The following is a 24,022-nucleotide window of genomic DNA, read 5'->3' as shown; positions in this document are numbered from 1 at the left end:
CGCCTTGATGATCACATGCTCTTCATAGTCATGCTCGGGATGGGCTACCTCGTAAGGCGTAAAGCGCCGTCCGGCTTCGAGGATGCGGGAGGTGGATGCGCCGAAGACGCGGTCGTGGTCGGCTTCGATGGCTTGGGTTCGAAGCTTCTGGGCGCGTTCGGCTTCTGCCACCGTCTTGATGCGGGAGGGATATTCGTAAAGCTCGCGCTTTGTCGCGTCCGGCATCTGCACCAATGATGGCGTCATGGTGCCCGGCACCATCGAAGGTGTCTCGAAGTTCCAGTCCGCCCCTGCCCGCTGGCCCGGAACATAGGAGAAGCGTCGCGCCCAGTCATTGATGTGGTTGCGGTCCGAAGAGCCCTGCGCCAGCCTTACCCTGCCTTCGCCTTGAGCGGAGGATGAAGGCCCAAGCCAGCCATTGCCGCTGTCGGCAATATGCAGCTTGTGGGAGCCGTCTTCATGGCTGAACCAGTAGAAGAGCCCATCTTCCTCGAAGCGGCGCAGGAGGTAATCGAGGTCCGTTTCGTTCCATTGAACGCTGTAATGCTGCGGTGGCGGTGGCGTGATGATGCCGGATGTGTCGGGTGCTGGAATGCCATGTTCAGAAAACAACGTCTCGGCAATCTCAACCACCGTCTTGTCCATCCAGATGCGGCAGTCGGAGCGGCGGGACAAAAGCCACATTTGCGGGCGAATGGTCATGGCATAGGAGCGAAGGCCGCGAGTGATGGGCGGGCCTTCATGTAACTCCGTCACCAGACCGTTGAAGGGGCGACGCACGCCGCTGCCCGCTTCGCCATCGCCTTGGCTTACCTCCACTGAGACATCCACCAGACGACCGATCAGTTCCTCGGGCTTGACCACTTCCTTCTTGGCACGGACGCTGAGTTGAATCTCGAAGAGATGCGACACGCCCTCTTCGATCACCATGCGTTCGGGAAGAAGCTGGTCTTCTCCCAGCGGCGACTTGACCTTCAGAACACGGCTCGCCTGAATGAAATCAGACGATGAGGGTTGGTCGGTCATGGTCTATCTCCGCAATCTATCAAATGAGAAGCGACACGCATGGATTATGGCTTTCACTACTGCTTTTTGCGAAGCAAAGCGGCTAGACCCTGCTTCGAATATTCGCACCTGGCTATCCGCCCGAGGAAACGAACTCGATCAAGTGACACGACGTCGGTTTGGGCGTTCGTCACCGACGCTCTCCAACCAGATAGGCGTATTTGAATTTGGTCGCGTAGTTGGGAACGGCATCGGCCTTCGGCCCGAACATCACGTCAGGTGTCAGAATGGTGCCAATCTCTTTTGCGCTCGGCGCGGTACCGAGCAGGTATATGTCTCGCGACAAGAACATTTGATTGCCGAAAGAGTTGGCGACAGCGTAGTTTACCTGCAGGGCAAAAGCGCTGTGCCCATACTGCAGCAACGCCTGGCCAATCTTCGCTTCATGGGCCTGTAGCCACTTCCGCAACCAGACGGAAACGGAGTGTTCGTTCAGAGCGGCCGCAGCCTGGCTGAAAACCGCAGCCGCAGCGCCGCCAACTGCGGCCCGCTGGTTGAACTGTCTGGGGCCATCCGGAAGAGTCATATAGGAAAGATCTGGTCCCCTACCCATTTTTTGAGGGGCCACGACTTCGTCCTGTCGCACCGGGCGAACAGTAAAATTATCAGTAGAAACGGAAAAATTGGGCATTCAAGACGCCTTCCATGATGGACGATACAACCAGCATACGCGGCCCCGTGAGCACTTGAGCACCATCGGTCCGCAAAGCCCGGGATAGGTAATCCGGTGCCCGTGGGGGCACCGGATCAACATCATCAGGCGGCCTTGGTCGTCGCCAGATCGTAAGAGGCGATCATTGGAGACTGAGGCGTGTTGTTTTCATCTGCAGGAGTGTACTTCACTTCGATCTTGGTGAAGTTCAGCTTGATCGTCTCGACGGGACGGTCGCCACTGGAGTCGACCGAATAGCTGGCGATCAGCGTGTTGGTTAGAAGATACTGGATATAGGTATTGCCGGGATCGCCGGTGGTGACCAGGTGAATGGTCGCAGTTTTGCCCTGTCGGCCAGAGCACGCTTCCTGGAAAAGCTTTGTGGAGGAGGAGTCGCTGACTTTCGTGAGAATGACTTCCGATATAGTTGGCTCGGATGCCTCACGATTTGCTGCAGAACCAGCAGCGGTGTTCATGTTTCGCGTCACATTCCAGTGGATTGCTTCGATGTCCATCCACTTGCGATGTTCCTGATGAGTCGCATCACCCTGAATACCGTCCAACTGCAGATAAATTGGCATGCTGTAAGCTCCTGTTTTAAACGACCTCTTGCTCCGAGGCCCCGTTACCTTTCGACCTGACGCCGCACACGCCGGGTTGCCCCTTTGGATGCGACAACTTCATCCACCCCGGTATCTGCCGGAGCGAAATCGCCTTTTTCCCCAGCCGCTTCGGCGCGAACGCCGAACCGCGTGCCATCAAAATCGACAGTGACCTTGTCAACGGTTTCGCCGGCGACAACCCTCTCAAGGAAGAAGCTTGAGAGAGGTGGCAGAAGATCCTTGCCCATCATGATTTCGATTGCGCGTGCCCCGATGTCGCTGGAGCCCGCCTTGTTGACCAGTGCTGCCCGCGCCTCATCGGAAAGCGAAAGCTCCGCTCCGTAGGTAGCCTTCACGCGATCGCCGATTTTTTCGATCTGAATATCGACAATCCTGGAAAGCTGTTCAGTGCCAAGCGGCATGAATGGGAGAATGATCGTGCGGCCAAGGAAGGCCGGTTTGAACTGCTTCGTCAGTTCCGGCATCAACAGGGCTTCAAGCGCCTCGCCTTCCGGCATCGTGTCAGGGTCAGCCGCCAGTGCTGAGAGCAGATCCGAGCCCGTGTTGGCGGTAAGAACGATCGTGGTGTTCTTGAAGTCGATGTCGCGACCTTCACCATCGCGCAGAACACCCTTGTCGAACACCTGATAGAATATATCCTGGACGCCCGGATGCGCCTTGTCGATTTCGTCGAGCAGAAGCACGCCGAAGGGGCGCCGCCTAACGGCCTCCGTCAGCACACCTCCCTCGCCATACCCTACATAACCGGGAGGAGAGCCGAGCAGCAGCGAGACTTTGTGCTCCTCCTTGAATTCCGACATGTTGATGGTGGTGAGATGGTTGCTGCCGCCATAGAGAAGGTCGGCCAGCGATAGCGCCGTCTCGGTCTTGCCCGTACCGGACATGCCCACCAAAAAGAAAACCGCAGGCGGGCGACGTGGGTCGGAAAGGCCTGCGCGAGCAGCGCGCATGGCATCGGATATCCGTTCGATTGCAGCGTCCTGACCAATAACCCGTTGCTTCATCCGCTCGTCGAGTGTCCGAGCGCTCTCAATCTGGTCCGCGAGCAGTTTACCAAGCGGAATGCCGGTCCAGCGTGATACGACGGAGGCGATAACCTCCCTGTCCACCACGGTGGGAATAAGCTTTTCGGCATCAAGCTTTGAAGAGGCGATCCGCAGGGGCGCGACATTTGACTGGATCGGTTGATCGACGGCCTCTTCGGACGCCAGCAATTCGCGCATCTCCAGATCATAGCGCGCCTGCAAATCGTGTATCTCTGTTCCCAGAGACGAGATTTCGCCCTCTATCGCTGCCTGACGCGCAGCCACATCGTCACTGGCCGGTTCACGCTTCAACCATTCAAGTTCCGTGGCCAGAAGGCGCTGTTCGCTTGTCAACGCGCCAAGCTTCTGCGGTAATGTTTGCCGGGCAAGCGAAACAGCGGCGGCCGCCGTATCCAGCAGGCTGACCGCCTTGTCGGGAAGCTGCCGTGCCGGCAGATAGCGGGCCGAAAGCTGCACGGCCGCGACAATCGCGTCATCGCGAATGATCACGTTATGATGCTTGACGAATGTATCGGCCACACCTCTCAGCATCCGGATGGCTGTCGCTTCGTCCGGCTCACGAACATGGACGGGCTGGAAGCGCCGGGTCAAAGCGGCGTCCTTCTCAAAATATTTCTTGTATTCGCTCCATGTGGTCGCCGCGATCGTTCTCACTTCGCCGCGCGCAAGAGCGGGCTTGAGAATATTGGCGGCATCTCCTTGTCCGGCCGCGCCGCCAGCGCCAATCAAGCCATGGGCCTCATCAATGAACAGAATGATCGGCTCTACCGACCTTTTAACCGCGTCGATAACGCCATGCAGACGACGCTCGAATTCGCCTTTAACACCGGCACCAGCCTGAAGCAGGGAAAGATCGAGCGTCAGTAGCCGAACGTTCTTGAGTTTCTCCGGCACATTTCCCGAAACGATTTCGAGTGCCAGCGCCTCCGCCACAGCCGTCTTTCCAACACCCGCCTCGCCGACAAGAATAGGATTGTTCTGCCTGCGTCGGGTAAGAATATCGACAATCTGCCGGAGTTCGTCATCCCGGCCTATAACCGGATCAATGCGACCGGCTCGTGCGTCGACCGTCATATCCTGGGTGTAAAGACGTAAGAAATCGTTAGGCTCTGCCGATCGAACCGTCCCGTCGTTGGGCAGTTCTTCCCCGCCTGCCTCACTGCCACTTCCGGCGCTCCGCAGTCGCTGAAGAGCGTTTCGGTCCATGCTTTTCAACGATGGAAAAGTGGATCGAACGAGAGATCGAAGAGATTCCTCTTCGTCGAGCGAGAGAAGAAGATCAGCAAGCACAACATGCTTACGGCCTGCCTCGAGAGAGGCAAGCAGCCAGGCCTGGCGGCCCGCAGAAAGCACGTTTTGCGACAGGGATAAATCCTCGCCATTGCCAACAATCGCGTCTTCCAAGCTCCTGTCGATCTCCGAACGCAAACGCTGCAGCGGAATGCCCAACTCGTTCAGGTCAGCAACAAAATTCTCAGATTCTACAACCGACTTCAGCCAGTGTGGAAGGTCAACGTAACGATGGCCCATCCGTACCGCAATGGATGCGGCGGCCTCCAAGGCGACCCGCAGCCCAGGCTCAAGCGCTCCGATGAGGCGATTGAGATCGATATGCGACATGCGAAGAGCCTCCCGGCCTTAATCAATTCACAACGTTGCGTAGTACAATTAAGATGATGAACCTGAGTTGTCTAGCCACAAGTTGATTTTTTTATTTAGTAACCGAAAAGGCACATGCCGCAATTTAGACACATTTTCAGGAAGTCTGTCTTAAGTCTGACAGTTGTATATCCTTACGTTACGGAAGAAGGCGTCACAAAACTATTACATTTACTAGAGGAAAAACTGCATTTGGACGCGAAAACCGATAAAGCTATTGTAGAATTTTCAGGAGATTGCGGAGAAAACATTCGCGACAATGCTAGAACTCGTGAAATATATTACAAGATTAAGGACGAACGAAACCAAGCACGGACAGAAGAGCGGACGGCTTCGCCGCAGGAAGTTCTGAAAGTTTCGAGTAACTGGGAGAACGTCAACAATCTTGGATTGCATATTATATATTCCGAAAGTCGTGACGTTGAAATTCTAGCGTGGCTGGCGGAAGCAAAGTTGAGGCTTGAGGGTTTCGCTGGCCTTCATCAGGTTTACGAAATGTGCGAGGAGATTTTTCTCAACCATTGGGAAAAGATTTATTCGATTGACGACGAGAGCGAAGAGGACAAATTCGCGCCATTCGCTGGGTTGAACGGCGTCGGCAGCGAAGGATCGCTTGTCCAACCTCTACGCCTCACATCTCTCATTCCCGGGAAAAAGTTTGGCGAAAGCAGCCTCTGGGACTTTCAGTTAGCGCAGCGCCCGAATGAAACGGCACTTAAGGAAGACCTCTATCGCGCAGCGACGGAAGCCGGAAGTGCCGCCATGTCCTCTCATCTGGCAGAGGTGAATGCTTGTCTTTCGGCCTTCGACCGAGTGATGGCGCTTTTGACCGAGCGTTGCGGTCAATATGCACCTCCCAGCTCGAATATACGTAACGTGCTGATCGAAGCCTCAACCGCAATTCGCTCTCTTGGTGGCCGCGACTTAGATCAGCCTCACATCCGCGATGCCTCCCCTGCCCCGGTCGACGATCATACGTCCACACCAGCCACAACACGCCAATCCACTTCTCTCAACCCAGAGGGTATTCAATCCCGAGACGAGGCGTTTGAAACTCTTCTTTTGGTTGCGCGTTATTTCCGTCGAACTGAACCGCACTCACCTATTTCGTTGGCAATCGAAACATTGGTTCGCAGGGGGCGCATGGATTTCTCAGAACTGCTTGCAGAGCTTCTCCCCGAGGCCCAGGCCCGCAATGCTGTTCTCACCGCAGCTGGGATCAAACCCAGTGGTGACAATAACGCAAACCAGTAAGCCGGAGCGCAGATGCTGCGCTTTTCGCAATCAACCATGCGGATACGCATGAAGGAGGTCTAGATGGCAAGTGTTCATGAAAAGCTCGAACGGGTTCGCAAACCGCGCGTCCACATCAAGTATGAGGTCGAAACCGAAGGCGCGATGGTTGTTAAGGAGCTGCCTTTCGTTGTTGGGGTTCTTGGCGACTTTTCCGGCAACCCCACACAACCGCTGAAACCGTTCGGCGAGCGTAAGTTTGTCCAGGTGGATCGGGATAATTTCGACGAGGTCATGCGCCGCATGACGCCAGGCCTCAACATCGCGGTGCCTAACACGCTGGAGAAGGATGGAAGCGACATTCAGGTGAACCTGAAGTTCGAGAGCATGGAAGATTTCGAGCCAGGTTCTATCGTTCAGCAGGTGCCGGCGCTGAAGGCACTGCTGGATGCGAGAAACGAACTTCGCGATCTCCTGTCCAAGGCGGACCGCTCCGAAGATCTTGAGCGCATGCTGGAAGACATCCTTCAGAATAAGACCGATTTGGCCAAGCTGGTTTCCGAATTGAAGGAAAAGAACGGCGCTCCTCAGTAATCGCGCCCTGTCGAAACTTTCGAACAGCCCCACAGCCGGGGCTTTGAACGGTTCTAGCGGCAGAACTGGCCGCAATAGGAAGGATTGAAACATGAGCGCCGAAAGCCTGCTGAAAGGCGATACACAGGTCACGACTGCCGAAGAACATGGTCTCTTGTCCAAGGTGGTTGCTGCCACAAGGCAAACTGAACCTGACCGTGCGCAAAATCTGCTGCGCACCCTGACGGACCAAGCCCTTAAGGGTACCGTCAAATATGACCGCAACCTGACAGTAACCCTGAACAGTGCCATTGCGGAGTTGGACAAGACGATTTCGGAGCAATTGGCTGCCATCATGCAGTCTGCGGAATTCGCCAAGCTTGAAGGCACATGGCGCGGATTGAACTATCTGGTCAAGAATTCCGAAACGAGCGTCAATCTCAAGATCCGCGTGATGAATGCGAGCAAACGGGAAATCTCGCGCGATCTCGAAAAGGCAGTCGAGTTCGACCAGTCCCGTCTCTTCAAGTCGATCTATGAAGATGAGTTCGGAACCCCGGGCGGAGAGCCGGTCGGCGCTATCATCGGTGACTACGAATTCGACAATTCCTTTGATGACGTCCAGACACTTCAGGGTGTTTCCGCGATTGCGGCAGCGGCCTTCGCACCCTTCATCTCGGCCGCAAGCCCGCGCATGTTCGGCTTCGAAGACTATCGCGATCTCGCACGCCCCCGGGACCTGGAAAAGATTTTTGACACGGTGGAGTATGCAAAATGGCGCAGTTTTCGCGAAAGCGATGATTCCCGCTTCGTGACGCTGGCTCTGCCACGCGTGCTCGCGCGGATGCCCTATGGTCCCAAGACCAATCCTGTCGATGAATTCAATTACGACGAAACCAGGGGAGCGGCGAATGGCGATCTGAAGCACGATGAATATTGCTGGATGAACGCCGCTTACGTGATGGGCACCAAGCTTACTGACGCCTTTGCCAAGCACGGCTGGTGTACAGCTATCCGCGGCGCTGAAAATGGCGGCAAGGTCGAAAATCTCCCCATGCACGTCTTCTCCAGCGACGATGGCGATCTCGATCTAAAATGCCCAACAGAGGTGGGAATCACCGACCGCCGCGATGCCGAGCTCGGAAAACTCGGTTTTCTCCCACTCTGCCACTACAAGAATACGGATTACGCGGTATTCTTCGGCGCGCAGACAGCACATAAGCCGAAGCTGTACGACCGTCCGGAAGCAACTGCCAATGCCGCTGTTTCGGCTCGTCTGCCCTATATTATGGCGACGTCCCGCTTCGCGCATTACCTCAAGGTCATGGGACGCGACAAGATCGGCTCCTTCATGGAAGCGTCGGACTGTGAAGTCTGGCTCAATCGCTGGATCTCCAATTACGTCAATGCCAATGAGCAAGCGGGCGAAGAAAGCCGGGCGAAATATCCGTTGCGAGAAGCCAAGGTCACTGTTCAGGAAGTGCCGGGAAAGCCCGGTGCCTATAACGCAGTCGCATGGATGCGTCCGTGGTTGCAGATGGAAGAATTGACCACCTCGCTTCGTATGGTCGCTCGCATCCCATCCAAGAACTGAACCCTAGAAGGCGGGTGCGTGCCGTCCGTCCCGCCCTTTCCTCGGAGCGTTTCTCATGGCGCCAAAGTCCTTCACGGACGCCCGCAGTCTGGTCGATCAGCTCATCGCCTTTATTGACGATGCGCTGAACGATCAGGTCAATGCCATTTTGCATCACGCCGATTTCCAATCGATGGAAGCAAGGTGGCGCGGTCTTGCGATGATCGTGCGAGAAGCGTCGCGCAGCGACGAGGTCAAGGTTAAGCTGTTGAATGCCAGCTGGCGGGAACTATCACGCAACCTCGAAAAAGCAACTGACTTTGATCAGAGTCAACTTTTCGAGATCGTCTACAATCGCGAATTTGGCATGCCGGGTGGCGAGCCGATAGGCATCATGATCGGCGATTATGCATTCTCGCCCGACAGCAAGGATGGGGCCGACTGTGTTACGGCGCTTTCGCAGATCGGCATGGTCGCGGCCGCAGCCTTCTGCCCATTCATTGCCGCAGCCTCGCCGGAAGCCGTGGGGTTGCAGGATTTTTCCGAGATGAGCAGGGTTCACGATTTTTCGTGGTTAAGGCAGGAAAAGTCTCGCCTGAGGTGGAACGCGCTCAGGGCCCGCGACGATTGCCGGTTCATCGGCTTGGTCGCGCCCCGGATCTTGATGCGCTCACCCTATAGGGCCTTTTCCAGACGCCGGAACGATCCTTTTCCTTTTCAGGAGCATATCGCCGAAGACGGCACGACCCTTCTATGGGGCAATCCGGCTTTCGCCTTCGGCACAATCGTCGTGCGTAACTTTATCGACAGCGGCTGGTTCGCCGACATACGTGGGGTGACGCAAGACGGCATCGACGGAGGCATGCTCTCGGCCTATCAGCTCCCACCGCTTGACTTTGGGCTGGAGAGCAATGGCCTCTCCGCGCAGCCACCGGTCGAGGTGCAGTTGACGACTGGCCAGGAGCAACAATTCTCCGACCTGGGTCTCGTCCCGATTTCCACCACTTATCTTTCAAGCATGGCGATCTTCAATGCAAATCAATCGCTGCATGCCCCGGGACATTACGCCAGCGAAAGTGCGCGCCAGAACGCCCGTATCGCCGCCATGTTGCAATATGTGCTCTGCGCCTCCCGCTTTTCGCACTACCTCAAGGTCATCATGCGCGACGACATCGGTCAACTGAGCGACGCAACCGTGATCCAGCGCAAACTCGAAGCCTGGTTGTCCTCCTACACGCTCGGCAATGACGATGCTGAAACCTCTCTTCGAACACGCTATCCCCTGCGATCCGCGGGCATCACTGTGTTCGAGATTCCTGGCAAACCGGGCAGCTTCTCCTGTACCGTGCGGATCCAGCCGCACTTCCAGCTGGATGACGTGTCCACCAGTTTCCACCTGATCGCCGAAACGGCGACACCGTCCGCGTCCACGCAATGGACATCGGCCGAGCCGAAAAGGATTTCCGCATGAACTTGCGCGCCGACATTTCCAGCCTCCTCGACGAAAACCAGATCGATACCGCGCTTTCGCTTGCCAAGGACCAGGTGAAGTCCTCACCGTCAGACAAGGAAGCCCGACACCTCTATATCGACCTGCTAATCCTCGCCCGCGATTACGAAAAGGCAGATGCTCAGTGCGGTCTGGCTGCGACGTTCTCGCCCCAGGACAGCGTCGGATTTTCGCTCCTTCGCCAACAATTGCGCGCCATGGCGGCGCGTGATGCATGGTTTACGAAGGGTGCAGTGCCGGAATTTCCAAGCGGTCCGAGCGAACTGGATCAACTGGCGATCAAGGCGAACATCGCGGCGAGCGAGAGCAACATCATCGAATGTGCTGACGCCCTAAGCGATTTGGATGAAAAACGTGGCGACGTTCCGATGTTCGTCAACGGCAAAAAAGTGAGCGATATCAGGGATCTAGACGATCGTATTCCGCACGCACTTGAAGTTCTGACCAATGGCGGCAGGTATCTCTGGATCGGTTTCGACCGGATTGAAAGCCTGACGATCGGAGCGATGACCCGTCCACGCGATCTCGCCTATCGCGACGCCGAACTGACACTCAAGGATGGCGCAGTCGCATCGATACTCGTTCCCGCCATCTATCATGGCGAGGACAAGGCCGCAGTTCTACTGCTTGGGCGGGAGACTCGCTGGGACGAAGACAGCAGCCCATTGGTCACGGGTCAGGGGCAGCGATGCTTTTTGGTCGGAGATGATCTGATGCCGTTCCACGAAATTACGAGCATTACCGCGTCTCCTGCAAAAGACGAAAGGAAGGTCGCGCGTGGTTGATCCGCTGGAGCAATATCGGCCGAAGCAGAGAACGCTGTCCCGCTCAGTACTGGACAGGCTGCTGGACGATGCGCCGGACGTGGATAGAGATCCGCTGGTCAGCCTTTCGGATCAGGTCAGGGAAATGCGGGAGGTGATACGTCGTGACCTCGAAGCGCTTTTGAACACCCGCCGAAATCCCGCCGGTCCGCCGGGCTCCCTGAAGGAACTCAATGACGCACTGGTCTCCTACGGTATGGATGGTGTTTTGTCTGCGAACCTCGTGACGGATGCATCCAAGGAAAAACTTGCTCAGAGCATAGAGCGCCGTATCTCGATGTTCGAAACCAGACTGTCCGATGTGCGGGTCACCATCCTCAAAAACCGCATGGAGGGTGAGCGTGCACTGAGAATGAGAATTCAGGCGACCTTCCGCCTGCATGAGGGCATGCCGCCAATCAGCTTTGAATCCAAGATCGACCCGTCGACACAGCGCTTCCATGTGGAGGCCGCCAATGGCTGATGGCTTTCTCGAGAAATATAATGACGAACTTTATGCGCTGAGAAAGCGTGCCTCGCGCTTTGCCGCTGCCTTCCCCAAAATCGCGGGCCGTCTGCGCATGACGGGCGATGTTGCCGACGATCCCCATGTGGAGCGATTGATCCAAAGCTTTGCCTACTCAGCAGCTCGCGTGAGACAGAAGCTGGACGATGAATTTCCCGAGCTCTCGGACAGCCTGCTCGAAACGCTTTACCCTCATTATCTGGCACCGCTCCCGTCCATGAGCATCGTCCAGTTCGAACCGAGCGCGTCTCTCGCGGCGGTACAGACGCTTGTCCGCCACAGTGAAATTCTTGCAGAACCGATCAATGGAGAGAGCTGCCGATTTCGCACCACGCAGAATGTAGAGATCGTGCCACTGACCATTTCGAGCGCGGTCCTTTCCGGCCAGCCTATCGACGCACCATTCTCCTCTGCTTCGGCGGGTGCGGCCAGTTGCCTGCGTCTTTCGCTGCGCACCACATCTCCGCGCCCATCGACTTTGCAGGAAATGGGGCTCAAGAGGCTTCAACTTTTCATTTCCTCGGCCTGGCAACAGGCAACGGCGCTTCATGAGTTGCTCGCGAACCATTGCGTCGGAATGGCGCTGGCGCGTCACGCGGAAGATTCGCAAGCCGTCTTTCTTCCGCCAAATTACCTAAAGCCTTCCGGCTTTGCGCGCGACCAGGCCATGCTGCCGTATCCCGCCAACAGTTTTGACGGCTATCGGCTTCTGACCGAGTTCTTTGCCTTACCGCAGAAGTTTCTCTTCCTCGACATACACGGTGTCGAGCGCTGGGCCGGTGGCGACTGCGAGTTATATATCTATCTGAACGCGGCGGATACCCGACTAGAGCGCTTGGTTTCAGCCAGGGACTTCGTGCTGAACGCTTCACCGGTCATCAATCTCTTCCAACAGAGTTGTGAGCCTTTGAGCCTGGATGGCACAAGAACGGAGTACCGGCTTTTGCCGGATGCCCGCCGCCAACGAACGCGTGAAATCTATTCGGTCGAAAACGTCCAACTGACAACCCGCGACGGGGCGATTGAAAAGACCTCTCCTTTCTTCGGTCGTACGCAAAAAAACAATGGTTCGAATGTTTTCTGGCAAACATATCGTCGCTTTGACGAGGATGACGGCTCCTCTGATACCGACATAGCTTTTGTAGACGAAAAGCGCGGGCCGCTGGGACCAATCGATATCGTCGCCAGCATCGATACTTTGTGCATCAATCGAGAGTTACCAAGCCAGTTGCCCTTCGGTGGCGGGCATCCCCACCTGCAACTTTCCGCCGGCAACGAGGCTGTGCAGTCGATACAGGCGCTGATGCCACCGACACCCGCCGTTCGCATGAACGAGCGCAGCGCCCGCGAATGGCGGCTAGTCTCGCATCTCCTTTTGAACCACCTCTCCCTGTTCGATAGTGGCGGAGCGGCACTTAAAGATATTCTCTCGCTCTACGCGTTCCGGGATTCACCCGAGACGCGTCAGCTTGTCGACGCCATATCCAATGTCGAGGCCCGCAATTCACACGCCAGGCTTGGTGCTGCCGTGGTGCCCGGAACGGACGTAGCGCTCGAGTTCGATCCAGCGCTGATCGACAGGCCAGCGGCATATGTTTTTGCAGGCGTGCTCAATCATTTCTTCGGGCTCTATACCTCGATCAACAGCTTTACCCGGTTGACGGTGACCATGCGCGGCCAATCCGAACCTATCGCCCTGTGGCCCGCGCGCGCGGCAGACCGCCCGCTGGTTTAGGAGTGTCCATGCCAACGCAAGCAGAAAGCCTGAAGCATAAGCAGGAGGTGCTCCTCAGCACTGATCCCGGTCGCTTCGATCCTGCGACCGCCTTTCGTGTTGCACAACACATTACGGACGAAGAACGACTGGTCGTAGGCTCCCATGGAGGGACAAACCCGATTACGGCTTTCGTCGGCGGTTTTCGCAAGAAGGGAGATGATGCTGAACTGCGCTCGGCGCTCGTTCCTATCGTTGGACCGCTCGGCTCACTGCCTCCTGCCTATAACGAACTTATCCAGCGAGAAGACCGTAACCGCTCCAAGGCACTTGCGAGTTTCTTCAACCTGTTCGCCACCCGTTTCAGCGAACTCTTTGTTTACGCAACAGAAAAATATCGTCTCGCTCGCAGGCTTCGTTGGTCGGACGATCGACGCGACAGCCAGTTTAGCAAGACACTGCTGGCGTTAACCGGCTTTCGTACCAAGGGAATTGCCAAAAATGCGGGTGTCAAACAGGACGTCATGCTTCGCTTCAGCGGGCTGCTTTCAAACCGCACGAGGAATGCCACGGCGCTGACCTCAATGCTTTGCGAATTTACCGGTCTGCCGGTCAAAGTCGAACAGTTCCGCCGTCGTTGGGTTTCCATCCCCAGTAGCGAGCAGAGCCAATTGGGTCAACCCGGCGGGCTGCTTCTGGGACAGAACACGACAGCCGGTAGCAGTATCGAAGACTTTGCCGGAGGCTTCCGCATCGTCGTCGGCCCGGTCTGTTATGCCGACTATCTCGCGCTTTCGCCGGGCTCCCGCCGACTCTCGGAAATTTTCGCACTGACACGGCTTTTCACCGGTAGCGCGCTGGAATTCGACGTGCAGGTGATCCTCAGGAAGGAAGACATTCCATTTTGCCAGCTGGGCAACAGCGCCAGCCCAGCGCGGCTTGGTTGGAACAGTTGGGCGCTCATAGCCCCTGCAGGCAAAGACAGCGCGGATGCTATTGTTACCGAGCGCGAGGGTACGGCACTCGGTCGGCTGGGAGTTGCAACATGAAACTCGTCCTGAAGCAAAGGCAACAGGATGGCAGCAACCAGCCTTCACGCTGGAGCTTCGAACATGGCAAGCGCGTGCTGGGACGATCGAACGATTGTGACTGGCAAATCGCTGATGGCGAACGGCGCGTTTCCAAGCTCCATTGCACGCTCAAGCGCGACGGTCAGGGGTTTTCCATTATCGATCAGAGCGCAAATGGCACTCTTGTCGATGGCCGACTGCTGCTCGAAGGCCAATCCGCTGCGCTAAACGACGGATCGCAAATCGAGATCGGCAACCAGTCCTTCGAAGTCGCCATCGTCGGCGAGCCTGACATGGATTTCGGCGATCCCGACCAGACGCTGAGGGTCAGCAACGAGGAGCTGACGATCTCCGCCATACTCTCCGATATTGCACCTGGCGGACGCTCGGCACGCGGGGTGCTCGGCAACGCAGACGCTAACGCAGATTGGCTGGAGGACGACCACGCGCGCCTCAAGAAGGGAAAGTCGATCTCCCGAAACGTGGAAATCGGCTGGAACGCACCTCCGTCGTCGAACGGTATCAGCGCTGTCCTTCCCGACGACTGGAATGAAGAGCCGGTAGAAAGCAGCCGCCACGAGCATACTGACGCGCTCAATATGCCGGTCAAGGTCTCACGACCGTCGGTAGACGCTCGAGAGGAGTTCGAGACCGTCTTTGCCGGGCCGAAGGACCTACCCGACACGCAAGTCCTGGAACCACAATCGTCAACTCCGGAGAGCGAGCTGAAGGATTTGCTATTCCAACTCGAAAGGGAGTGCGCGGACTGCATGGCGGCGCTCGATATCGGGACCGAAGCAATTGAGCTTTCGCGAGAGGCGAGTATCGCGGCAAGGCTGGAAGCAATCATTATCCAACAGAGGCTTCTCTCGACGTCACTGGAAAATCTGATGCGTGTCTCCACGCAAAGACTTGAGCCGAGACTGCTGGAAGCCAGGGCCGATGCCGGTAACGACCTGCGCTCAAAAATCGAACGCAAGGACTGGCGCGGTATCGTTTCAAGGCCTGACTATTGGGATTTTTACAAGAAGCAATTCGAAGAAAACGGTCGTCAGTTGTCGATCCGGCAATTCCTCCAGCGCGCAGCGCTCGGCGGAGCATACGAGCAGGATGACATAATGCGTGAAAAAGCAAGGTATCAAGGGGTAGGCAAGCAACATGAGGCATGAAAATCGCGTTGCCTGGAGCGAGGGCATGTTCCTTCGCGTTCAACATTTCCAGCAGGCCGATCGCTGGACCGAGCGATTGGTGCGTAATACGACGCGCAACCTTTCGGCCTATCCCTGGGGTGTCGCGGAGATTGGGGTCGACCGTAGCGCCCTTGCAATCGGCCAATTCGCGTTGTCGAATGTCCGTGGCATCCTGCCCGATGGCACACCGTTTGAAGCGCCTGGCGATACGGACCTGCCCCCTCCCCTTGAACTGGATGAAACGGTCAAGAACGCTACTGTTTATCTGGCGCTTCCTGCCCGCCAACCCGGCAAGGCTGATATGTCCTCGGCTTCAAGGCAGGAAACCAACAGCGTGCGTTTCGTCGCCTCAAACTACGAGGCGACTGACGCCAATGTGGATACCGATTTTGTCGCGCCGATCGACGTCGGTCGCCTCAGTCTCAAATTCCTGAAGACCGGCGACGACGTCTCCGGCTATGACCTGATAGGGTTGGCACGCGTCATTGAAGTGCGATCCGATCGTGCAGTCATCCTCGATCCCGACTTCATTCCACCCAGCCTGAATTGCGCAGGATCATCCCGCCTCACCGAGATGATGACGGAGCTTCTGGGTATCGTTCGACATCGCGCCCAGGCAATTTCCGAGCGTATCGGCGACCCGACGATCCGCGGCACGGCTGAGGTCGGCGATTACTTTCTGCTGCAGATTCTCAACCGAGCAGATCCGCTGCTGGCCCATCTTGGCGCAAACGCCACCCGCATCCATCCAATCCGCTTCTATGAGGAGTGCCTGCAGCTTGCGGGTGAGCTTGCCACCTTCACGACGGAAAAGAAGCGCGCAACCGACTTCCCCCCTTATCGCCACGACGATCTTAAAGCGAGCTTCGGCGCGGTGTTCGATGACCTTCGCGCGTCGCTCTCCGCAGTTCTCGAACAGGCTGCGGTCGCAATCGATCTGGTCGAGCGTCGACATGGCGTGCGGGTCGGAACTATTCACGACCGTGGACTTCTGCGCGACGCAGGCTTCGTGCTTGCGGTACGGGCCGACATGCCGGCGGAGGACATTCGTCGCAGGCTGCCAGCGCAGATCAAGGTTGGCCCGGTCGAGCGAATTTCGGAACTGGTCAACGTTGCGCTGCCAGGTATTCCGGTACGCTCTTTGCCGGTTCTTCCGCGCCAGCTGCCTTACCGCTCCGGCACCATCTACTTCGAAATCGATACCAAAGCACCTTTGTGGAAACAACTCGAGACCTCTGGCGCAATCGCTCTGCATCTTGCAGGCGACTTTCCCGGGCTTGAATTGGAAATGTGGGCGTTACGCGAATGAGTGACCAAAAGTCCTCCTCTTGGCAGGATCTGCCGACGGTGGTCGAAATCACCGAGGAAAGCCGTCAGCGCAACCAGAACGCTCGTAATATGGCGGCGTTACTGGACGATATCATCGAGCCGAACGAGGCGAGTGAACGAGCACATGGCCAGATGGGCGCCCTGCCAATAGACGCGCTCCTGACAAATTTCCGTTTCGGCGGCGAAGACGTGCCGACGTTGGTCCAGTCTGCCGCACCACTTCTCAATCTTGCCCATATGCTTCGTTTCAGCGAGGTGCAACCGGATCCGGATCATCTGCGGCGCGCCTGCCTTGAGGCGATTACCCGCTACGAGCGCGACCTTGCCTCCGCACGCATCGGCCCGGAACGGGCAAGAGCCGCCCATTATGTGGTTTGTGCAACTGTGGACGACGTGATCCTTAGCAAGCCTTGGGGCGTCAGGGCGGGCTGGGCTCGCTCGGGCCTCGTCTCCACCTTCCACAATGATGTGACGGGAGGTGACAGGGTTTTCGACATCCTCGATCATTTTCACCAGTCGCCTGGCGCCAACAAAGACCTGCTGCTGCTGATCTATCTATGCCTTTCGCTTGCATTCGAAGGGCGTACCCGCGTTTCTCCCAAAGGCGCGCTTGAGCTCGCCCGCATTCGAGACAGTCTCTACAAAACCCTGATCGGCCAGTATGGCGTCTTCGAACGCGAACTTTCTCCCCATTGGCAGGGTGTCGAAGCACGACATACGCCGCTTAAAACCATGTCGGCACTATGGACATTGCTGTCGGTCCTCGCGCTTGCCTTCGCGCTTGGCTATCTGTTCTTCACGCTGTCTCTCAACGACGCGTCCGATGCAACCTTCGAGCGGCTTGCAAAGCTACCGCCATCGCAAACGCCAAGCGTGCTGATCGCTCCACCGCCCGAACCGCCTGCAATAAAAGAGCAGCCACCGAAGGTTGCAGAAGTGCCTCCTGTGGTGAAGCCGCCTGAGCCTTCCAGACTCCAGAAGCTGATGGAGTTCCTGGAGCCTGAGGTTCAGGAGAAGTTGGTGACGCTGGCCGAAGTCAATGGGCGTCTGCGGGTACGCATCAACAATTCCGGGCTCTTCGAGACCGGCAGCGCCGAAGTCAGCCCGAAGTTCCGAGATCTGATCCAGCGTATCGGCGGCGCGCTGTCGGCGGAGAAATTCCGCGCCGTCGTCATCGGCTATACAGACAATGTGCCGATCAAGACGGTTCAGTTCCCGTCCAACTGGCATCTATCCGAAGCGCGCGCCAAGGCGGTGGGTGATATTCTCTCGCAGTTTACAGGCCCGGAGGCAATTCTCACCGAGGGGCGCGCAGACAGCGATCCAATTGCAGATAACGCCAGGCCCGAGGGTCGCGAGATGAACCGCCGAACTGAAATCATGGTGCTGACCAATCCGGATGAAAAACTGAGCGATGCCGGCATTCTCTCGCCGACCATCACAACGACGCCCGGACAGCAGCCAGGAGCCCAGCAATGAACCCGCTGAGTTACTTTTATACGATCCGAGCTTATGTCGAAAGCTATGCCTCACTCGTCGGGCGTCGCTTCATATCGCTTCTCTGGGCCTTAGCGCTTTGCGTCGTCATCTGGTTTTACGGCTATCTGGTTGCATTCGGTGATTTCAAGCCGTTCGGCACCACGCAGGCGCGGCTTATCGCTATTGGCGCAGTCCTCGCCATTTGGGTCGTCTATATTGCGCTCGCCATGTTCCGTGCCCGCAAGCAGGACAAGGAACTGATCGATAGCCTTGAACAGGAAGCGCTTGCCAATCGCAACGCGGAAGTGGGCGAGATCCAGACGCGGCTCAAAGAAGCACTGGCGCTTCTGCGGCGCATCACCAAAAAGCGCTTCGGCTATATCTACGATCTGCCATGGTACGTCATCTTCGGCGCACCTGGATCTGGCAAGACCACAGCACTGACCAACTCCGGCCTGCAATTTCCGTTGGGCGATGCCCTTGGCGAAAATGCCGTGAGAGGTGTTGGCGGAACGCGCAATTGCAATTGGTGGTTCTCAGATGAAGCAATTCTCATCGACACAGCCGGGCGCTACACGACACAGGACGATCTAGACGGATCTTCGAAGGCCGGCTGGGAAGGTTTCCTCAATCTTCTGCGCCGCTATCGTCGCTCTCAGCCAATCAACGGAGCCCTCATCACACTTTCGATTCACGATCTTATGACGCGCGATCCGGAAGAACAGCGGCAGGAATTGCGTTCACTTCGCCAGCGCCTATCCGAACTCGACGAATATCTCCATGCCCGCGTACCGGTCTATCTGGTGCTGACCAAGGCCGACTTACTGGACGGTTTCGTCGAGTTCTTCGACGGCTTCAACAAGACCGACCGCCAGCAGGTTTGGGGTGCGACCTTCAAGCTCGATGAGAGCTATACGTCCCAGTCTCTGCCCCAACGTTTCCTGGAAGAATTCGAGCTTCTTCAGCAGCGCGTGGATGCCATGCTCATCGAGCGGCTCCAGCAGGAGCAGAATGCGGAGATCCGGGGTCGCATCTTCCGCTTCCCGTCAGAACTCGCCAAGTTAAAAGACCGGCTGCACGACGCCTTGAGCGAGCTTTGCGCCAGTTCGCCCCTCATCGAAGCTCCTCTTCTACGCGGCGTCTACTTCGCCTCCGGTACCCAACCGGAGTTGGACACTGCCACCACACGGGCACGGCGCAGCTATTTTCTTTCACGGCTTTTCAAGGACGTCATTTTCCCGGAAGCCGCACTGGTGATGCGAGACAAGCGTCTTTCGGGTCGGCAGCGGCTAGTGCGTCGTCTCGCCTATGGCGTTGCGGCAGTCTTCATCGCAGTCGTCTTTGCCGGCTGGATCAGTACCTATTACTCCAACACGCAGGCTCTTGCTGAAGCAGACCGAAAGCTCGATACCTACGAGCGGCTCGTACAGGGCATTCCCGTCCGGGATGTATCCGACGCAGATTTTCTGCGCATCATGCCTGCCCTGGACAACTTGCGTGATGCCAGCTCCGGCTTTTCCAGGGAACGCCTCTGGAACGTCGGCTTCGGTCTCGATCAGAAAGACAAGATCGCCGGACGGCAACGCGACGCCTATCAACGCGCCCTCAATGCACTCCTTCTGCCGCGCATGATCGTACAATTGCAAAAACAGCTAGAGGATGAAAAGGACGTCACGCGAACGTTCAATTCGCTAAAGCTTTACGGCATGCTGGGCGGATTGGGCACTTTGGATCGCGATTTCCTGACCGTCCAGGCCGAGGACATGTTCGCGTCCCTTTACCCAGGGGATGGTAGAGCGGCTGCACGTGAATCTCTCAATGCCCATGCCCGAGCCCTTGCCACTGGCAATCTCGCCCCGATCGAACTCGACGCGCGGCTGATAGCCAAAGCGCGTGAAACTATCGAGGGACAGAGTATTGGCGCACGGGCATACGATATTCTTGCAGGGCTGCCACAAGCACGTACGCTGCCGGAATGGACTCCGGCCACGGCATTTGGACCTCTGGGTGAAAAGGCTTTCGAGCGCCGCAGCAAGACGCCCATGGTGGATGGCATCGAGGGATTGTTCACGGCAAATGGTTATCGCAATGTCGTGATCCCGCAAGTCGCTTATGCCTCTCGCGTGGCGCTCTCGGAAGCGTGGGTTCGCGGCTCGGACGATGCCGTGCGTGGCATAAGCGTCGAACAAGTAGCGCAGGCCGCGTTGCAAATCTATTTCGACCGTTTTGAAAAGCGTTGGGCCGACGTTCTGTCGGACATCCGCGTCAAGCCATCGCAGACGCTGGGAGATGCTGTCGAGACGACGCGCATTCTTGCCAATGACCGCAATGTCGTAATGGAGGCCGCAAAATCTATTGCGGACGCGACGGACCTTCGTCCAAATGCCGGCGAAAACATCACCACGCTTGCCTCGACGGCGGATGGCGATACGACTGCGATGATCCTTTCAGCGACGGTTAGTGCCGTGGATCCCTATGCGCAACTGCGCGAAATGCTGGCTGAAAAATCCGCAGCCTCTCAGATCGAGGCGCAATCGCCAGACAATAAGACGGCTGGCTCTCCTTCCGAACAGTTGCTTGGCAACCTCAAGACGTTGAACGAGCAGCTGGCTCGCTCCTCCACCACGTCCGACGAGGTGGCGAAAGTCTTCGATGTCGATAGCCAGTTGACGAAGGCAAATCAGGACCTGTTGCAAAAGGCGCGCCAGCTGCCTGCACCGCTCGATATATGGATCGCCGGGGTGTCGGCGGATGTCGGATCGCTAGCCGTGAAATCGGCAAGGAGCCGGATCGCTGATCTTTGGGCGGCGGACTCCGCATCCCTATGCTCGTCTATCGTTTCCGGAAGATATCCGTTCGACCGCGCATCTCCGCGAGATGTTGCGATGGCCGACTTCACACGTCTTTTTGGACCGAAGGGCGTGTTCCAGACTTTCTTCAAGCAGCGCATGGAGCCATTCGTAGACAAGACCACAACACCATGGAGCTGGAAGGGTACGTTCGGCTCGGCTGGCATTCCCAGCGAAGCCATAGCCCAGTTCGAAAACGCAGATAAGATTTCCCGCGCTTTCTTTCCAAACGGCAGCGAGGTTCCGGCTGTGTCCATCAATGTGAAGCCAGTCTCGCTCAGTGAGCAATCAAGCGCGGTGATGCTGGAAATAGAGGGAGAGCGGGTGGTCTATTATCACGGCCCAATCCAGGCGAAGTCAATTGAGTGGCCATCGAAGGAAAACTCCGCCAGCTTGTCCCGCATCGCCTTCCAACCAGGCGGTTGGCAACAGGCGAAAATCGAGAATGGCGACTGGTCTCCGTTCCGCTTATTCGACGACGCAAAAATCGAAACGCAAACGGGTGATATCATGAGGGCGCGTTTCGAGAATGAGGGGCAGACAGCAGAGTTTGACATTCAGTTCGGATCGGTCCTCAACCCATTCAGACTGGATGCTATCTCGCGCTTTTCCTGCCCAACACAATTCTGATCTGGACGCGCAAGAGCTTATAAGGAGGGGAACATCATGAATAATGGTATGGATCAAAGACAGGTCATGCCCGGCTGATGATCAAGCCAGGCCAGAAGCCTGCCGTTGCGGCGTCAGAAAGCGACCGCATCGGTTTCTTCGGTAAAATACCAAGCCACGGAGATTTCATCTCCGAGGGCATTGATCGTGAGTTTGTCGCGAGGCTCGACGAGTGGTTGCGTGCCGGCATGCATGCCTGTGCCGACCATTACGGTGCGTCCTGGTCTTCGATCTTCTCCAGCTCTCAACCCATACGCTTTATCGTGGAAAGCGGCGCATGGAGCGATAGCGCCTATGCCGGCATCCTACTGCCAAGCCGTGACCGCGTTGGTCGAAAGTATCCATTGGTCGTTCTGGCGCAACTCGCTATGTTTCGACTGCACCCACGAACGCTTTATCTGGATGAAACCTGGTTCATGGCTGCTGAGGCCTTGGCTGAAACCTCGATGAATGAGGATTTCGACATGCACCGATTCACATCTGCGATAAGGCGGCTACGCTTACCCAAGCCAAAAGTAGACGAGGATGCTCCTGCTGCCATTGCAAGACCTGATAAGCCGACGAGCCTCTGGTGGCGGATCGATGAAGAAACCCGTCGACCGAAAGGCGTGAAGCTGGATGGAAGACCTGGCACTGAAGATTTCGTCAGACTTTTTCAGGACAGCGCTCACTCACCTGAAACCGCCACGCACTCGCAAGAACAGCATCGGACAATAGACGCAAGGACCTCAGTTACCAAGCTGAGCACGCCAGCCGCACGAGCCCTGGCGCCTGAGCCGAATGCGCCAGCCTCTATAGTCTATAGCTACGCAACGCATGCGGGAACGAAGTTGTCGAACAACGCCGACTCGCTCTTTGTTTCCAGCAGGCCTGCTCTCTTTGCCATTGCGGATGGGATCGGCGATGGGCAACCGGCGGCTGAAGCCGCCCGTTTGATCGTTAACCTTCTTGCGGATGTGACAGAAAGGGGCGATCAAGACATCGACCCGCAGTCGATTAGAGGAAAACTCGGGACGGCCAACAGCCTCCTTCTTTCGCGACAGGTCGCCGAGGGTGTTCCGCGGCCTGGAGCGAGTGTCGTTACAGCCTTGATTTCAAATCACGCGATCGCGGTATTGTGGTCGGGCGACGCCAGGGCCTATCTTTTGCGGGACGGCACGATGCATTCGCTCACCCGCGACCACGTCATTGTTGGGATGAAGAAAACACTCGCGCAATATATCGGCCATTCCCAGCAGTTCCGGCCAGACATCAGTCGAGAAAGCTGGGGGAGGAACGACAGGTTGCTGTTGTGCAGCTTCCCGCTTGTCCAAAAACTGAAAGAGAGAGCGGTGGCTGAAATCCTGTCCGGGACCGCGCTGGAGGACTGCGCGAATGCGCTCGTCCAGGAAGCGCTGATCGAAAATGTTAAAGACAACATCAGCGCCATTGTGATTGGTCACGACCTTGGCCAGCGATAAGCGCCCCGACCCCACCCTTGTCGCACAGCGCTATGCCGACCTTTGGCAGGCCATCCAATTTGATGACCAGGCAAGACGTGCGCCCAATGAAGAAATGGAGTTGATCGAGCAGGTTCGAAATGCGCTCGACCGAAAGGCACCGAACCTGCTCCCAGAAAGTCATATCCGGATTGCAAACAGCTTTCTTGTCGAGGCCGTTGCAATTGCAAGCGATCAAACGGAAATACTGCATGTACGACACATAGATCTTGGCTCGTCACACGGGCTCAAGACCCTTCGCCAGTCCTGGTGCGACGACATCGTCCTTACGCAGTCGCTCAGGCGAGAGGCAGAAACCGGCCTACGTTTTCGGCATCCAAACATCATCGAGACATCGGCTTTGCTGAGGCTGGAGGACGGCAGACCAGGATTGTTGATGCCATGGCACCCCGTGACGCTCGCTTCGTTACCAAGCGACCAATTCCTCGATGAACAAGAAGCCTCCATGATCCTGCGGAGCGTTCTCCTTGCGCTCCATGCGATACATCAAGAGGGACTTGTGCATTGCGACGTGACACCAAGCAACATCTTCCTGAGAGAAAACCATTTCGAACGATCGATGCTGGGAGATTTTGGCATCACCATACCGATCGGAACAAGGCATAAAGATATTGGCCTGGAACGCGCTGGATCCCCGGAATTCGCCGCGCCGGAGCAATGGCGAGGTGAGCAGGCCCACCCAGCGCAGGACATTTACGCTCTAGGAAAGCTGGCAGAAAAAATCGCAAGCAGGATAGCCGAACGTCGGATGATATGGAGCGAGCTGATTGAGCGATGCTGTCAGACGCGGCGGGAGGATCGACCTCAAAGCGCCTGGGAAGTTCTTCAAATGATACCGGAATGACGGCCCAGCCTCACCCGCTCGCTATCCGAAAACTTTCACACTGGAACCGCATTGTGACCGGTCAAAGTCACACCTAAAGCGGTCGCCCTTAACGCCCATCCATGGTCCGCGCAAAA

18 protein-coding genes are annotated in these 24,022 nt (G+C 56.8%); 14 read left to right on the top strand and 4 right to left on the bottom strand.

Annotation, left to right across the window (positions count from 1 at the left end; translation table 11 throughout):
* From tssI to tssH, 4 genes are all read right to left on the bottom strand, one after another.
* The coding region (tssI, locus tag QZ862_RS07265; RefSeq protein WP_296098571.1) for a type VI secretion system tip protein TssI/VgrG at window positions 1-1,026 on the bottom strand (1,026 nt) is incomplete at its 3' end.
* A 169-nt stretch (window positions 1,027-1,195) separates the two neighbouring features.
* A complete protein-coding gene (locus QZ862_RS07260; protein WP_296098570.1) occupies window positions 1,196-1,696 on the bottom strand; it encodes a hypothetical protein in 501 nt (166 codons plus the stop codon).
* 125 nt (window positions 1,697-1,821) lie between these two features.
* Entirely contained in the window at window positions 1,822-2,298 is a 477-nt protein-coding gene (locus QZ862_RS07255; RefSeq protein ID WP_296014167.1) for an Hcp family type VI secretion system effector, read from the bottom strand.
* 44 nt (window positions 2,299-2,342) lie between these two features.
* Window positions 2,343-5,006, bottom strand: a complete 2,664-nt coding sequence (tssH, locus tag QZ862_RS07250) for a type VI secretion system ATPase TssH (RefSeq protein ID WP_296098568.1) — start codon at window positions 5,004-5,006, stop codon at window positions 2,343-2,345.
* A gap of 255 nt (window positions 5,007-5,261) precedes the next feature.
* Here tssH and tssA point away from each other — a divergent pair, with 255 nt between their 5' ends.
* The 14 genes from tssA to QZ862_RS07180 all read left to right on the top strand — a co-directional run bounded on the left by tssA (window position 5,262) and on the right by QZ862_RS07180 (window position 23,906).
* A complete protein-coding gene (gene tssA / locus QZ862_RS07245; protein WP_296083878.1) occupies window positions 5,262-6,299 on the top strand; it encodes a type VI secretion system protein TssA in 1,038 nt (345 codons plus the stop codon).
* Between the two features lie 63 nt (window positions 6,300-6,362).
* The gene (gene tssB / locus QZ862_RS07240; protein ID WP_296014162.1) at window positions 6,363-6,872 is read left to right on the top strand and encodes a type VI secretion system contractile sheath small subunit; all 510 of its coding nucleotides are present in this window, start codon (window positions 6,363-6,365) and stop codon (window positions 6,870-6,872) included.
* A gap of 91 nt (window positions 6,873-6,963) precedes the next feature.
* On the top strand, window positions 6,964-8,445 hold the full coding sequence (tssC, locus tag QZ862_RS07235) for a type VI secretion system contractile sheath large subunit (RefSeq protein ID WP_296098564.1): 1,482 nt from the start codon (window positions 6,964-6,966) through the stop codon (window positions 8,443-8,445).
* Between the two features lie 55 nt (window positions 8,446-8,500).
* Window positions 8,501-9,895: a type VI secretion system contractile sheath large subunit gene (gene tssC / locus QZ862_RS07230; RefSeq protein WP_296098561.1), complete on the top strand. Its 1,395-nt coding sequence runs from the start codon at window positions 8,501-8,503 to the stop codon at window positions 9,893-9,895.
* A complete protein-coding gene (locus tag QZ862_RS07225) occupies window positions 9,892-10,719 on the top strand; it encodes a type VI secretion system accessory protein TagJ (RefSeq protein ID WP_296098559.1) in 828 nt (275 codons plus the stop codon). The genes tssC (QZ862_RS07230) and QZ862_RS07225 overlap by 4 nt, the downstream gene beginning before the upstream one ends.
* A complete protein-coding gene (gene tssE, locus QZ862_RS07220) occupies window positions 10,712-11,221 on the top strand; it encodes a type VI secretion system baseplate subunit TssE (RefSeq protein WP_296098555.1) in 510 nt (169 codons plus the stop codon). Before QZ862_RS07225 ends, tssE begins: the two co-directional genes overlap by 8 nt.
* Window positions 11,214-12,998: a type VI secretion system baseplate subunit TssF gene (tssF, locus tag QZ862_RS07215; RefSeq protein WP_296098553.1), complete on the top strand. Its 1,785-nt coding sequence runs from the start codon at window positions 11,214-11,216 to the stop codon at window positions 12,996-12,998. The genes tssE and tssF overlap by 8 nt, the downstream gene beginning before the upstream one ends.
* Window positions 12,999-13,006: 8 nt before the next feature.
* Window positions 13,007-14,026, top strand: a complete 1,020-nt coding sequence (tssG, locus tag QZ862_RS07210; protein ID WP_296098550.1) for a type VI secretion system baseplate subunit TssG — start codon at window positions 13,007-13,009, stop codon at window positions 14,024-14,026.
* Window positions 14,023-15,216: an FHA domain-containing protein gene (locus QZ862_RS07205; protein WP_296098547.1), complete on the top strand. Its 1,194-nt coding sequence runs from the start codon at window positions 14,023-14,025 to the stop codon at window positions 15,214-15,216. The genes tssG and QZ862_RS07205 overlap by 4 nt, the downstream gene beginning before the upstream one ends.
* The gene (gene tssK / locus QZ862_RS07200) at window positions 15,206-16,546 is read left to right on the top strand and encodes a type VI secretion system baseplate subunit TssK (protein ID WP_296098544.1); all 1,341 of its coding nucleotides are present in this window, start codon (window positions 15,206-15,208) and stop codon (window positions 16,544-16,546) included. The genes QZ862_RS07205 and tssK overlap by 11 nt, the downstream gene beginning before the upstream one ends.
* A complete protein-coding gene (gene tssL, locus QZ862_RS07195; RefSeq protein ID WP_296098541.1) occupies window positions 16,543-18,045 on the top strand; it encodes a type VI secretion system protein TssL, long form in 1,503 nt (500 codons plus the stop codon). The genes tssK and tssL overlap by 4 nt, the downstream gene beginning before the upstream one ends.
* Window positions 18,042-21,524 carry a type VI secretion system membrane subunit TssM gene (gene tssM / locus QZ862_RS07190; RefSeq protein ID WP_296098538.1) on the top strand — a complete coding sequence of 1,161 codons (3,483 nt, stop codon included), beginning with the start codon at window positions 18,042-18,044 and terminating at the stop codon, window positions 21,522-21,524. Before tssL ends, tssM begins: the two co-directional genes overlap by 4 nt.
* 77 nt (window positions 21,525-21,601) lie before the next feature.
* Window positions 21,602-23,023, top strand: a complete 1,422-nt coding sequence (gene tagF / locus QZ862_RS07185; RefSeq protein WP_296098535.1) for a type VI secretion system-associated protein TagF — start codon at window positions 21,602-21,604, stop codon at window positions 23,021-23,023.
* Entirely contained in the window at window positions 23,010-23,906 is an 897-nt protein-coding gene (locus QZ862_RS07180; protein WP_296098532.1) for a protein kinase, read from the top strand. The genes tagF and QZ862_RS07180 overlap by 14 nt, the downstream gene beginning before the upstream one ends.
* Window positions 23,907-24,022 lie beyond the last annotated feature (116 nt).

The sequence above is a fragment of the uncultured Agrobacterium sp. genome, from assembly GCA_913777615.1.
In the GTDB taxonomy this organism is placed as follows: Bacteria; Pseudomonadota; Alphaproteobacteria; order Rhizobiales; family Rhizobiaceae; genus Agrobacterium.
This window is presented reverse-complemented; position numbering and strand designations above follow the sequence as displayed.